This is a genomic window from uncultured Planococcus sp., assembly GCF_947501725.1.
Classification (GTDB): domain Bacteria; phylum Bacillota; class Bacilli; order Bacillales_A; family Planococcaceae; genus Planococcus; species Planococcus donghaensis_C.
Genome location: NZ_CANMXD010000001.1, coordinates 341509 through 354971, shown reverse-complemented (window position 1 = coordinate 354971; position 13463 = coordinate 341509). Strand labels below are relative to the sequence as shown.

14 protein-coding genes are annotated in these 13463 nt (G+C 46.2%); 1 reads left to right on the top strand and 13 read right to left on the bottom strand.

Going from position 1 to position 13463, the window contains the following annotated elements:
* Positions 1 to 144: 144 nt before the first annotated feature.
* The 12 genes from Q0785_RS01775 to Q0785_RS01720 all read right to left on the bottom strand — a co-directional run bounded on the left by Q0785_RS01775 (position 145) and on the right by Q0785_RS01720 (position 11261).
* Positions 145 to 573, bottom strand: coding sequence for a low molecular weight protein arginine phosphatase (locus tag Q0785_RS01775; protein ID WP_298824396.1), 429 nt, complete (start codon positions 571 to 573; stop codon positions 145 to 147).
* Between the two features lie 21 nt (positions 574 to 594).
* Entirely contained in the window at positions 595 to 1587 is a 993-nt protein-coding gene (locus Q0785_RS01770; RefSeq protein ID WP_298824394.1) for an L-threonylcarbamoyladenylate synthase, read from the bottom strand.
* A 90-nt stretch (positions 1588 to 1677) separates the two neighbouring features.
* The gene (gene prmC, locus Q0785_RS01765; RefSeq protein WP_298824391.1) at positions 1678 to 2535 is read right to left on the bottom strand and encodes a peptide chain release factor N(5)-glutamine methyltransferase; all 858 of its coding nucleotides are present in this window, start codon (positions 2533 to 2535) and stop codon (positions 1678 to 1680) included.
* A complete protein-coding gene (prfA, locus tag Q0785_RS01760; RefSeq protein ID WP_298824388.1) occupies positions 2522 to 3601 on the bottom strand; it encodes a peptide chain release factor 1 in 1080 nt (359 codons plus the stop codon). Before prfA ends, prmC begins: the two co-directional genes overlap by 14 nt.
* A gap of 156 nt (positions 3602 to 3757) precedes the next feature.
* Positions 3758 to 4348, bottom strand: coding sequence for a thymidine kinase (locus Q0785_RS01755; RefSeq protein WP_298824385.1), 591 nt, complete (start codon positions 4346 to 4348; stop codon positions 3758 to 3760).
* 540 nt (positions 4349 to 4888) lie between these two features.
* Positions 4889 to 5104, bottom strand: coding sequence for a 50S ribosomal protein L31 (gene rpmE / locus Q0785_RS01750; protein ID WP_006829249.1), 216 nt, complete (start codon positions 5102 to 5104; stop codon positions 4889 to 4891).
* A 150-nt stretch (positions 5105 to 5254) separates the two neighbouring features.
* Positions 5255 to 6538, bottom strand: coding sequence for a transcription termination factor Rho (gene rho / locus Q0785_RS01745; protein WP_298824372.1), 1284 nt, complete (start codon positions 6536 to 6538; stop codon positions 5255 to 5257).
* Between the two features lie 207 nt (positions 6539 to 6745).
* A complete protein-coding gene (glpX, locus tag Q0785_RS01740) occupies positions 6746 to 7711 on the bottom strand; it encodes a class II fructose-bisphosphatase (RefSeq protein WP_223640293.1) in 966 nt (321 codons plus the stop codon).
* Positions 7712 to 7786: 75 nt separating this feature from the next.
* Positions 7787 to 9085: a UDP-N-acetylglucosamine 1-carboxyvinyltransferase gene (locus Q0785_RS01735; protein WP_298824367.1), complete on the bottom strand. Its 1299-nt coding sequence runs from the start codon at positions 9083 to 9085 to the stop codon at positions 7787 to 7789.
* 133 nt (positions 9086 to 9218) lie between these two features.
* Positions 9219 to 9881 (bottom strand): fructose-6-phosphate aldolase, encoded by a 663-nt coding sequence (fsa, locus tag Q0785_RS01730; protein WP_223640287.1) that lies wholly within the window; start codon positions 9879 to 9881, stop codon positions 9219 to 9221.
* Positions 9882 to 9959: 78 nt separating this feature from the next.
* Entirely contained in the window at positions 9960 to 10817 is an 858-nt protein-coding gene (locus Q0785_RS01725; protein ID WP_223640284.1) for a class II fructose-bisphosphate aldolase, read from the bottom strand.
* An 84-nt stretch (positions 10818 to 10901) separates the two neighbouring features.
* Positions 10902 to 11261 (bottom strand): response regulator, encoded by a 360-nt coding sequence (locus Q0785_RS01720; protein WP_298824362.1) that lies wholly within the window; start codon positions 11259 to 11261, stop codon positions 10902 to 10904.
* A gap of 48 nt (positions 11262 to 11309) precedes the next feature.
* Here Q0785_RS01720 and Q0785_RS01715 point away from each other — a divergent pair, with 48 nt between their 5' ends.
* Positions 11310 to 11795: a DUF2529 family protein gene (locus tag Q0785_RS01715; protein WP_298824359.1), complete on the top strand. Its 486-nt coding sequence runs from the start codon at positions 11310 to 11312 to the stop codon at positions 11793 to 11795.
* A gap of 45 nt (positions 11796 to 11840) precedes the next feature.
* Here the strand turns inward: Q0785_RS01715 and Q0785_RS01710 are convergent, their stop codons facing one another.
* Positions 11841 to 13439, bottom strand: a complete 1599-nt coding sequence (locus tag Q0785_RS01710) for a CTP synthase (protein WP_223640274.1) — start codon at positions 13437 to 13439, stop codon at positions 11841 to 11843.
* Positions 13440 to 13463 lie beyond the last annotated feature (24 nt).

Here is a 13463-nt window from a genome sequence, read left to right as displayed (position 1 = left end):
CCTCTTTTCTTGAAATCAAATTTATCGTTCAGCAAAAGCGCCAATGTCGAATTATGCGAATTTCGATTACGCTTTTAATCAATTCTAACATTTTTACGCAAAAAAGACAGGCAAAGCCTTGAGAGGCCTGCCTGTCTTTTTCATTCAGTTGATTTTATCGATTAATTTATCAATCAAATGCTTGAGTTCCTGGAAAGTCTGCTCGTAAAGTGCCAGTGGCCCGCCATAGGGATCACTGATATCTTCTGTCGAGCCTTCCGTAAATTCCTTCAGCGTATAGAGCTTTGTCGCCACTTCAGGATATGCCTGTATAAGCGTCACTTTATGGGAGGAAGTCATAGTTAAAATCAGTTCGGCCCATTGCATATCTTCCACTTCAAGCGGCTTTGAGGTATGCGCAAAAGAAATTTGCTGCTGCTCCAGCACAGCTTGGGCGTTTTTAGAGAGAGGCGCGACTCCGGCATAAATACCGGCAGAACGGGCTTCGATTTCCGGCAGATTCCGGGCCGACAAGATGGCTTCAGCCATCGGACTTCGGCATGTATTGCCTGTACAGACAAAAAGAATTCTCATACAGCATCTCCTTTCAGCGATTCAGCTGAACCACTTGTGGTCCGCCGCTTTTTCGAGTCTGTTCATCAAGGCATCATTCTCCTGCAATCCGGGTTCAACCGATGCCAAAATCAAATCAGCATCCGTTGAATCACATTTCCGCAAACTGGCATACAGGCTTTCCATCGACAGCGGAAAATTGAAATCAGCTGCAGGATACTCGGTTTTGCTGAGAACAGCTACCGTTTTTCCCTTTTCCTGAATGTAGTCAATTGCTTTTTCAATCAATCCCTCTTCGTTTTCGATTAAATATAAAGGGGCAGTTGGTGCATAATGCATGTATTTCATTCCCGGTGATTTTGGAACATTGTTTTTGTTTCCGGACGAGGTTCGAACTGTTCCAATCACTCCTTCTATCTGCTCTTTCGAGACTTTCCCAGGACGCAAAATGACCGGTGGTTCGCAGGTCGTATCCAACACTGTCGACTCAATGCCGATTTCCGTAGCGCCGCCGTCCAGGATCAGCGGAATTCTGCCTTCCATATCATGATAGACATGCTCAGCCAAAGTCGGGCTGGGCTTGCCGCTGGTGTTGGCACTCGGGGCAGCCAAAGGCAATTGAAGCTTGCGCAACAAACTTAAGGCAACCGGATGATTCGGCACGCGGATGCCGACCGTCTCAAGGCCGGCAGTAACATTTTTTGCGAATGCTCCCGGTCTCTCCTGCATGATCAGGGTTAATGCACCTGGCCAGAAAGCATCCATACATTGCAGCGCTTTCGCAGAAACTTCCTGCACATACTCCAGTGCCGTCTCTTTCGAGTCAACATGGACAATCAATGGATTATCCGCTGGCCGTCCTTTTGCTTCAAAAATTCTGCCGACAGCTTCCGCATTGGTGGCATCTGCGCCCAATCCATAAACCGTTTCAGTCGGAAAAGCGACAACTTCACCGGAAAGCAGGATTTCCACAGCCTGTGCATAACTTTCTTCTTCGTCCACATCATTATCCACAAAAATAATTTCCGTTTTCACATGAACAACTCCTATTTTTAAAGGTTTTTCACCTTTCTATCCACAATCAGTGGATAAACTCCGCCGAACTGTGGGTACTTTGTGCATAAGTTAGTCTATTAACGCAAAAACCATTCGATCGTTTTTGTTGATATCTTTTTTACTATAGACTAAAGCATCCGGAAAAGCGTCTTTCAGCATTTTTTCGACAGCTTGTCCCTGTTGATAACCTATTTCGAAACCGATGATGCCAGGTTTATTGAGCATCTTCGGAAATTGCTTCGCCATCTTTTCATAAAGAGCCAAGCCTTCATTGTCTGCAAACAACGCATGATGCGGTTCAAAATCGCGGACACTGTCCGACAATCCAGGGGCTTCAGCATAAGCGATGTACGGCGGATTGGACAAAATAACATCCCATTTTTCGCCTTCAATCGGTTCGGCCAGATCCCCCAGCCGAAAATCGATGTCGGCATTTAAACGTTCCGCATTTTTTGCTGCCATATCCAGTGCCTTTTGTGAAATATCCGTCGCTACAACCTGTGCTTCGGGCAATTCACATTTCAGGGTGATGGCGATAATCCCACTGCCCGTTCCGATATCGGCGATTGCCAATTCTTTTTTCGATAGATGGCGTTCAATCAGCTGCAGTGTTTCTTCTATTAACTCTTCTGTTTCCGGACGCGGAATCAATACATCCGAATTCACCATAAAGTTTCTTCCGTAGAACTCTTCGCTTCCCGTCAAATGCTGGACTGGAATTCCTTTGGCGTGCGATTCGATATTCGTCCAAAACCTTTCAAATTGCTGTTCACTGATTTCATCACGCATCGAAGAAATCAAACCCGAATACGACAGGCCCATTTCATGCTGAAGGAGAATGCGTGCGGCCCCTTCTTCCCGGCCCTTATCCTGTAAATAAGAAGAAGCCCTGTTGAGGGCCTCATAAACATACTTAAGCTTGGTCATTGTTCAGGCTTTCCATGCGTGCAGATTGCTCTTCCACAATCAGGGCATCGATGATTTCATCCATTTTCCCCTGCAAAATCTGGTCCAATTTCTGGATCGTTAATCCGATGCGGTGATCTGTAACACGGTTTTGAGGGAAGTTATACGTCCGGATCCGTTCAGAACGGTCGCCAGTTCCTACTGCGGATTTGCGGACTGCGTCGTATTCAGCTTGTGCTTCCTGCTGGAATTTTTCATAGACGCGTGCACGCAAAACTTTCATAGCACTCGCTTTGTTTTTAATCTGTGATTTTTCATCCTGACAGGTTACCACTGTATTCGTGGGAAGATGCGTCAAGCGGACAGCGGACATCGTCGTGTTAACAGATTGTCCACCAGCTCCGGAAGATGCATAGGTATCTGTACGGATATCATTTTCATGTATATCAACTTCCACTTCTTCAACTTCCGGCAAACAAGCCACTGTAGCTGTAGAGGTGTGAATCCGGCCGCCCGATTCCGTTTCCGGAACCCGTTGTACGCGATGTGCGCCATTTTCATATTTCAATTTTGAGTAAGCGCCTTTCCCAGTAACCATAAAGACGATTTCCTTGAATCCGCCAAGGCCAGTCGGGTTTGAATCCATGACTTGGACTTTCCAGCCATTAGATTCGGCAAAACGCGTATACATGCGGTATAGGTCACCGGCAAATAAAGCCGCTTCATCTCCACCTGCTGCTCCACGAATTTCCATGATTACGTTCTTGTCATCATTTGGATCTTTTGGAATCAACAGTTTGTGAAGGCGCTCTTCGACTACACTAATCTGCCCTTCCAATTCATTGACTTCTTCTTTGACCATTTCGCGCATATCCGCATCCATCTTATCATCGAACATGGCTTTCGCTTCTGTCAGTTGCGAAGTCAAATCTTTGTATTTGCGGTAAGTTTCGACTGTTTCCTGAAGGTCGGATTGTTCTTTGGAGTATTCGCGAAGTTTATTGTTGTCACTGATGATATCCGGATCGCTCAATAATTCATTTAAACGGTCATATCTATCTTCCACTGATTGTAAACGATCAAACATGGGTGTCACCTCGAGTTCTATTTTTTTATTATAGTTTTTGTTGATTTAATATTCCGCAAGCCCTTGGCAGCTGCATGGCCCGTATCCTGCGGGCCCGAAAGCAGAGCTGATTTGCGGAATATCGTCAGGCGAAGATCATTAGTTCAACTTATCTATTCACTTAACAGTCACGCCAGCCGGTACTTCATGGTGATGGCGGCAGCGTGGTTCGTAGGCTTCTGATGCACCTACCAGAATTGTCGGGTCATCCGATCCTGCAGGCCTTCCGTCGATCAAGCGCTGCGTGCGGCTTGCAGGAGAACCGCAAACGGTGCAGACAGCTTGAAGTTTCGTCACTTGTTCGGCGATTGCCAATAATGCCGGCATCGGGCCGAACGGGCGGCCTCTGAAATCCTGGTCGAGCCCTGCCACGATTACACGGAAACCGTGGTTTGCAAGCTTCTGGACATTTTCAATGATGTCTTCATCAAAAAATTGGGCTTCATCTATGGCAATGACATCAAATTCATCGGTAATGTACTCCCACATTTCGTTTGAACGGGAAATCGGCAGGGCAATCACAGTTGCACCATTATGCGAAACGACCGCTTCTTTGCTGTAACGGTCATCGATTTTCGGTTTAAAGACAGCGATTTTTTGTTTGGCGAATTGGGAACGGCGGACACGGCGGATCAATTCTTCCGATTTCCCGGAAAACATGCTGCCGCAGATCAATTCAACCCATCCTGTTTGTTTCATGACATACATAGGTGAGACCCCTTTCGAACTCTTGGTTGTTTTTTTCGTGCACTAATGTTTATAGAAATATGAAGCCCTTCCTAATTATATAAATTGAACTCAACTAACTATAGTAGCCGATATTCCGCAAAACAGCTCCGAAGACATTAGCCGTAGCTTGCGAGGACAATGTCTTTGCGACGTAGTGCGCAGCACGAAGGAGCACGGTTTTTAAAGCTACGCTATCGATAGGGATATAGCATAGCTGTTTTGCTCCATATCTCTAGAGATTTCTTTAACGCCGGCGCGGCACAGGAGCAGGCGAATACCGAGCGGAGCAATGAGACGAGTGGTCTTCTCGGCTTATTGCGGAAACTTTGTCCAAAGCGCCGAAGTGACTTATTTTTGATGATTCTTTAGTTCAACTTATATAGGTGAAGTTTTTCTTTATCATACCAAAAATCATGCGATTGCTTGCTGTTTTTTGAAATATGTAAGGTGTTTTTTCAGATAGAAGGCGAAAAAAAAATACCCGCCAGGCGTTTTCGCGCTAGGCAGGTATATTTTTATTTACTCGTTGATTTCTTCTTTTAGGCCGTATTTCTTGTTGAAACGATCTACGCGGCCATCTGCTGATGCGAATTTCTGACGTCCAGTGTAGAATGGATGACATTCAGAGCAAAGCTCAACGCTGATGTTTTCTTTTACAGAACCAGTTGTGAAAGAGTTCCCACATGAGCAAGTTACTGTAGCTTGTTTGTAATCTGGATGAATACCTGTTTTCATTGTAATTTTCTCCTCTCGCCCTGAACCATCTGGAACAGAGTTTAATCTATTTTACTATTGCCTTACACGGTTCTTCAGACCGTATATGCAATAGCTTTGTTTTGATTCACTCTCATAATCATAACAAATCCCCGTACCATTTGCAAGCACTTAAATCATCTTCTTATTGCTTCGGTGGGTCTTCATTTCTGTAGCCAATTGCTCAAAGAATTCTTCATTGGTATCCGTTTGGCTCATTTTTTTCAGGAAACGTTCACCGAAATCATGTGAATCCGAGAAGGTTTTCCGGATGGACCAAAGCTTTTCAAGCTGTTTCGGCTCGATCAGCAATTCCTCTTTGCGTGTACCGGAACGGCGAATATCAAGTGCTGGGAAAATGCGGCGCTCGGCCAAAGAACGGTCAAGATGCAATTCCATATTGCCAGTTCCTTTAAATTCCTCGTAAATGACTTCATCCATACGTGAGCCGGTCTCTACTAAAGCTGTCGCTAAAATAGTCAAACTGCCGCCTTCTTCGATATTGCGGGCGGCTCCGAAAAAACGTTTCGGCCGGTGGAAGGCTGCTGGGTCTATCCCCCCAGATAGTGTACGGCCACTTGGTGGAATCACCAAATTATATGCTCGTGCCAGACGCGTGATGGAATCCATCAAAATGACGACATCACGTTTATGTTCAACAAGGCGCATTGCGCGTTCCAGAACCAGTTCAGCGACTTTGACATGATTTTCAGGCACTTCATCGAAAGTTGACGATACGACATCGGCATCCACTGAACGCTCGATATCCGTCACTTCTTCAGGACGCTCATCGATCAGCAGAACAATCAATTCCGCTTCCGGATGATTGGTCGTAATCGAATTGGCGATTTCCTTCAGCAGCATCGTTTTCCCTGCTTTCGGAGGTGCCACGATCAAACCGCGCTGGCCAAACCCGACAGGTGCAACCAAATCCATAATGCGGGTGGACAAATGTGCCGGTGTCGTTTCCAGGCGGATATGGCGGTCCGGGTAAAGCGGCGTCAACCCTGGGAAATGGACGCGTTCTTTTGCCACTTCCGGATCTTCACCGTTTACCGCTTCCACTTGAAGCAAGCCGAAATAACGTTCGTTTTCTTTCGGTGGACGCACTTTCCCCGAAACTTTATCGCCATTTCTCAAGTCAAAACGACGGATTTGGGAAGCTGAGATATAGATGTCCTGTGAACTCGGTGAATAGTTGATCGGACGCAGGAAACCAAAACCTTCCGATTGGATGATCTCTAAAACACCTTCCATAAAGAAGAAACCTTCCTGTTCCGCACGTGTTTTCAAAATCGCGAAAATCAGTTCCTTTTTGGTCAGCTTGCTGTAGTTGCTCAGCTTGTATTCTTTTGCTAAATTATAAAGTTCTTTTAATGTCATATTCTCCAATGCGGAGATTGTTATCGTTGCCATGTATCGGACACCACTCTTATTCGTATTATTTTTAGTTTGTAGATAAGTTGAATGAATGCAATAACTTTTGCGTCCACGGGCTAAGCGATGTGCAAAAATATTTGTTTGATTCAACTTATATGATTTGAGGATCAGCAGTGAATGATTGAGAAGATCTTAAAGAAGAAGTCCGGCAAATTGCCGGACTCATTTTATGAAGTAGGATCGTTAATCGTTCATTACAAGATTCGGTTTTTTCTGCAGGCTGTGACGCCCTTCGATAAAGCGGATGGTTCCGGATTTCGCACGCATGACCAATGTATGGCTTTCGGCGAAACCGCCTTTCAGCTGGACGCCTTTTAATAGTTCGCCGTCTGTGACGCCGGTTGCCGCAAAAATGGCATCATCGCCTTTGACGAGGTCATCCATCATCAGGACTTTACTTACGTCAAGGCCCATATCGATGCAGCGCTGCGCTTCTTCTTCGTTCTGTGGAACCAATTTCCCCTGGATCTCGCCGCCCAGGCATTTTAAGCCGACTGCAGCGATTACACCCTCGGGTGCTCCGCCAGTTCCGAATAGGATGTCGACGCCAGTTTGATCGAATGCAGTATTGATTGCACCGGCAACATCGCCGTCATCAATCAATTTGATGCGGGCTCCCGCTGCACGGATCTGATCAATGATCTCCTGGTGGCGAGGACGGTTCATAATGGTAGCCACGACGTCTTCGATGTTCTTGTTCTTGGCTTTCGCCACTGCACGAAGGTTGTCGATGACTGGTGCGTTGATGTCGATTTTGCCCACTGATTCCGGCCCAACCGCTATTTTCTCCATATACATATCAGGAGCATTCAGAAGGTTGCCGCGATCTGCAATTGCCAGAACTGCCAAAGCATTCCAGCCGCCAGCAGCGACAATATTTGTTCCTTCTAAAGGATCTACTGCAACGTCCACTTCCGGACCATTGCCAGTCCCCAGTTCTTCACCGATATACAGCATAGGAGCTTCATCCATCTCACCTTCACCGATGACGACGACACCACGCATCGGAATGGTATCAAATACCGTTCTCATTGCAGTGGTCGCTGCATCATCCGCTTCAATCTTCATGCCGCGGCCCATCCATTTTGAAGCAGCAATTGCTGCCGCTTCAGTGATACGCACTAATTCCATCGATAGACTTCGTTCCATACTATCAGTTCCTCCCGTTCAGCTATAACGCTATGTCTTCATTATTGTAGCACATATTTTTACGCTAAAAGAGAGTCAATTCGCGTCTTGGCTAAGGTCGGACTTCATGCTTGTCACCGGATCGATGGTCTCTCTCCGGATATCAGCGCCAAGGCCCTGCAATTTTTCGATGATGGACGAATAGCCCCGTTCAATATGATAAATTTCACGGATTTCCGTTTCGCCTTCCGCCAATAATCCTGCAATGACCAATGCCGCTCCTGCACGCAAGTCGGATGCAACGACAGTTGCCGATGTCAGCGGAGTCGGACCGGTGATAATCGCCGCTCTTCCTTCCACACGCCCGCTTGCATTCATCCGGCGAAGTTCGTCGATATGCTTGAAGCGTGCCGAGTAGATGGTATCTGTAATCATAGAAGATCCTTGGGCCTGTGTCATCAGCACAGAAAACGGCTGTTGAAGATCTGTCGCAAATCCTGGATAGACCAGGGTTTTTACATCGATTGCATGCAAATCATCGGATTTCGGAATATAAATCGATTCTTCGCCTTCCTGAACATCAACGCCCATTTCACGCAATTTGGCAGTCAATGCTTCCATATGGAAAGGAATCACGTTATCGATCGTGACACCATCCCCTATAGCAGCAGCCATAATCATGAAAGTTCCGGCTTCGATGCGGTCAGGAATGATCGTATGATTGGTGCCGTGCAATTCTTCCACGCCATCGATACGGATGACATTTGTTCCGGCTCCTTTGATTTTCGCGCCCATATTGGTCAATAAAGTCGCTACATCAATAATCTCCGGTTCTTTTGCCGCATTTTCAATCGTCGTCTGCCCTTTAGCCATTACAGCTGCCAGCATGATGTTTATTGTTGCGCCGACACTGACAACGTCCAGGTAAATTTTAGCTCCACGAAGTTCATCTGCACGCAAATAAATGGCGCCATGTTCGTTCGTCACTTTTGCGCCTAACGCTTCAAAGCCTTTGATGTGCTGATCGATTGGACGGGGGCCTAAGAAACAGCCGCCAGGCAAGCCGATTGCTGCATGCTTGAAGCGGCCCAGCATCGCGCCCATCATGTAATAGGAGGCACGAAGTTTTTTCACATTGCCGTTCGGCAAAGGCATATCGATCATTTTCGTCGGATCGATACTCATCGTTCCGTCTTCGAATGTTACTTCTCCGCCGATCTCTTCCAAAATGCTCTTCAGTGTCCAAGCGTCGGAAATTCCCGGCAATCCCTCAATCGTTACTGGCGAATTCGCCAAGATCGATGCAGGAATCAAAGCTACTGCACTATTTTTAGCGCCATTGACTTTAATTGTTCCGGAAAGGCGTTTGCCGCCCTTTATTTTATAAACATCCATTAAATTTCTCCTTTTTCTCCTTTTCGGACAGTTCGTTTCGTCCGAAAAGTTCCATTGCTTCGGCCTTTGGACTAGATGCCGATCACAATTTTAGTCTATCCCGCTTTTCAAACGGGGAAATCCACTGCTCTCTTTACTTTACGCCGTCTTCCACTGAACGTTTTTCCCAGTCAGCCAGGAATGCTTCGATTCCTTGATCTGTCAGCGGGTGTTTGAACATCTGGTGCATAACTTTAATCGGCATAGTGGCAATATGTGCACCATTCAAAGCAGCTTCTGTAACGTGCTGCGGGTGACGGATTGAAGCAGCGATGATTTCTGAAGAAATGTCATGGATGGCGAAAATCTCTGCGATTGTTGCGATCAAGTCCATTCCGTTATGTCCGATATCGTCAAGGCGTCCAAGGAATGGTGACACGTAAGACGCGCCTGCACGTGCTGCAAGCAATGCTTGGTTGGCACTGAAAATCAATGTGACATTGACTTTTTTGCCTTCTGAAGCAAGAACCGAGCAAGCTTTCAAACCGTCTGGAGTCATCGGCAATTTAACCGTGATATTCGGAGCAAGGTCTGCAAGTTCACGGCCTTCTTTAATCATGCCTTCTGCATCAAGTGAGATGACTTCGCCGCTGATTGAACCGTCAACAAGTGCAGCAATTTCTTTCAGGCGGTCATGGAATGAAACATTCTTTTCTTTTGCAACCAGTGATGGATTGGTTGTAACACCCGATAGGATACCCCAGGCATGTGCTTCTTTAATTTCGTCAAAGTTTGCTGTGTCGATGAAAAATTTCATAGTTTTTTTCCTCCAGTATGACGGGAAAAAGAGAAGGCGCCTTTTGGACACTTCTCTCCCATCTTTTTTTGTCTCTTATTATGCTTTTCCTGAACTTCCAAATTCACGCATTTTGCCGATTACCGTTTTTTTGATTGCGTCGCGGGCTGGTCCCAGGTATTTGCGGGGATCATAGACATCCGGATCGCTGTTCAATTTGTCGCGGACTGCTTGAGCCGATGTAATCTGGCTTTCTGTGTTGACATTGATTTTCGATGTACCAAGTGAAACAGAACGTTGAATATCCTTTAGAGGAATTCCTGTTCCGCCGTGCAATACAAGCGGCACGTCACACTGCTGAGAAATTTCTTCCATTTCTTCGAAGCCTAAATTCGGTTCTCCTTTATAAGGACCGTGGACCGAACCTAGAGCAGGTGCCAGGCAATCGATTCCGGTTTGTTCAACCATCTGTTTGCATTCCTGAGGATCTGCATAAATCACGCCATCTGCAATGATGTCATCTTCCTGTCCACCGACAGTTCCTAATTCCGCTTCAACGGAAACATTATGCTTACGTGCATATTCTACGACTTGTTTCGTGATTTCAATGTTTTCTTCAAAAGGATGATGGGAGGCGTCAATCATAACTGAAGTGAATCCAGCATCAATCGCTTCCTTGCATTTTTCAAAGCTTGAACCGTGATCCAAATGAATCGCCACGGGAACCGTAATTTTATAATCATGCATCAATCCTTTGACAATATTAACAACTGTCGTAAATCCACCCATGTAACGGGCTGCACCTTCAGAAACTCCGCAAATGACTGGAGAATTCTCTTCTTGTGCGGCTTGAAGAATAGCTTGTGTGAACTCCAAGTTGTTTAAATTGAATTGACCGATTGCATATCCTTCTTGTTTTCCTTTTATCATCATTTCTTTCATTGAAACCAATGGCATTTAGAATTCCTCCTCAGCAATGTTTAAAGCGAATATCCTTTATACTATATCAAAAACCCAGTACTTACGCTACTTCTTCGTTGTTTACTCTTCCAATAACTGCTTAACGGCGTCACGCACTTCGAAGACATCAAAAGGCTTAGTGAAATAACGTTCCGCTCCCCAGTGCATGGATTCCTTAATGAGATCAAGTTCACCGTAAGCCGTCATCATGATAACATGGACAGCCGACTTGTTTTTCTTCAAGCGCTTAAGGATCTCAATGCCATCCATACCGGGGATTTTCATATCCAAGAGCACCAGATCCGGGCAAACTTCCTGCACTTTTTCAAGCGCTTCTTTTCCGCTGCCCGCTGTAATCGTGTGGTATCCTTCTTTGCTGAATACTTCTTTCAGCAACAGCCGGATTCCTGGCTGGTCATCGACAATTAAAATGGTTTTCAAGAAGAACCACTCCTTTATCTGCTATACTTTTTTCACGAGGTGAGTTTTATGGATCCATTAACTGCACAATTGACCCGATTGTTTGAGCGCCTGTCCAAGCAGCAGCCTGCCATTGACAGCATTGCCGGTGTTTTGGCACAGGCCGCCGTTGCGGAAGGGACCATCTTCATCGCAGCCTTTGGTGAAATGAAAGCTGTGGCTGCCGCAGCACTGCATAGCGAAGCGCCGTTGATCGCTGCAGCCGAGTGGGCGCCGGCAAGCATCGTCACCAGTACCGACCGCGTCTGGGTTCTGGCACCGAATAATGAAGGGGATGAACTCGCCGGTAGGTTAGCGGACGCCGGCATTCCATTCGCATTTGTCGCGTCCCATTCAGACGAAAGTGAATTGGCTGACGCCTTCCTTCCCCTAAGCAGCCATGAAGGCACCCTGTTACAGGACGACGGCTTGCCCGGGTTAGTTCCGCACGCCATGGCCGCGCTCTATATTTATTATGCCGTCAAGCAGCAGATTGACCAACTTTTGAATGAATAAATTTATGCAAAAAGCCTTCCCATTTTCAGGGAAGGCTTTTGCCATTTATTTATTGGCAATGGATGCTTTTACAAATTCACGGAACAATGGCTGCGGACGGTTCGGTCTTGAAATGAACTCTGGGTGGAATTGGCATGCCACGAACCACGGGTGGTCAGCAACTTCAATAATTTCCACCAGGCGGCCATCCGGGCTGGTGCCTGTAAATTTGAATCCGGCATTCTCGAAAGCTTCACGGTATTCATTGTTGAACTCGTAACGGTGGCGATGTCTTTCGTAAACCAATTCTTCTCCATAAGCCTCATGCGCTTTTGAACCTTTTTCAAGTTTCGCAGGATACAAGCCAAGGCGAAGTGTTCCACCTAAGTCTTCGATGTCTTTTTGCTCAGGCAATAGATCAATGACTGGGTATGGTGTTTTAGCGTTCAATTCAGAAGAATGTGCACCTTCCAGATTCATGGTGTTACGGCCGAATTCGACAGATGCCAACTGCATGCCGAGGCAAATACCGAAGAACGGTACATTGTTTTCGCGTGCGAATTGAGTAGCCGCGATTTTCCCTTCAACTCCACGGTCGCCGAAACCACCTGGAACCAGGATTCCATCACAATCTTTCAATTTTTCTGCAACATTGTCGGCATTGATGTGTTCAGCGTTGATCCAATCCACTTCGATTTCAGAATCAAATGCGAAACCGGCATGTTTCAAGGCTTCCACTACAGAAATATAAGCATCCTGCAATTCTACATATTTTCCGACAAGGCCGATGCGTACGCTGTTTTTAAGCGATTTTACTTTATCGACCAGGGTATTCCATTCTGTCATGTTCGCTTCAGGCGCTTCGATCCCAAAATGATCAAGGACGATTTGGTCCATATGCTGTTCCTGAAGGCGAAGCGGCATTTCGTAGATCACGTCAACATCGCGTGATTCGATTACTTCTTCCGGCTTAATGTCGCAGAACAATGCAATCTTGTCCTTCATGTCCTGTGGCACTGGATGTTCTGTACGCACGACGATCAGGTTCGGCTGAATGCCGAGGCTGCGAAGTTCTTTTACACTATGCTGTGTCGGTTTTGTTTTCATTTCCTTAGCTGCTCCAAGATACGGAATCAAGGTACAGTGGACGTACATAACTTCATCTCGCCCAAGATCAGAACGCATTTGGCGGATTGCTTCGAGGAATGGCAATGATTCGATATCGCCTACGGTTCCGCCGATTTCCGTGATGACTACGTCTGCTTTCGCTGTTTTGGCAGCGCGCAATAGACGGTCTTTAATTTCGTTTGTGATATGTGGAATAACTTGAACTGTTCCGCCCAAGTAATCTCCGCGGCGTTCTTTTTGGATAACGGTCGAGTAGACTTTCCCGGTTGTTACGTTTGAGTATTTGTTTAAATTGATATCGATGAAACGTTCGTAATGGCCAAGATCCAAATCCGTTTCTGCGCCATCATCTGTCACAAAAACTTCTCCGTGCTGATACGGACTCATTGTTCCAGGGTCGATATTGATGTACGGATCGAATTTTTGAATCGTTACATTCAACCCTCTGTTTTTCAATAAACGCCCTAATGACGCGGCTACAATCCCTTTACCTAGTGATGATACAACCCCACCGGTTACAAATATATACTTCGTCATGCCTACTTCCTCCTCGAATGGTAA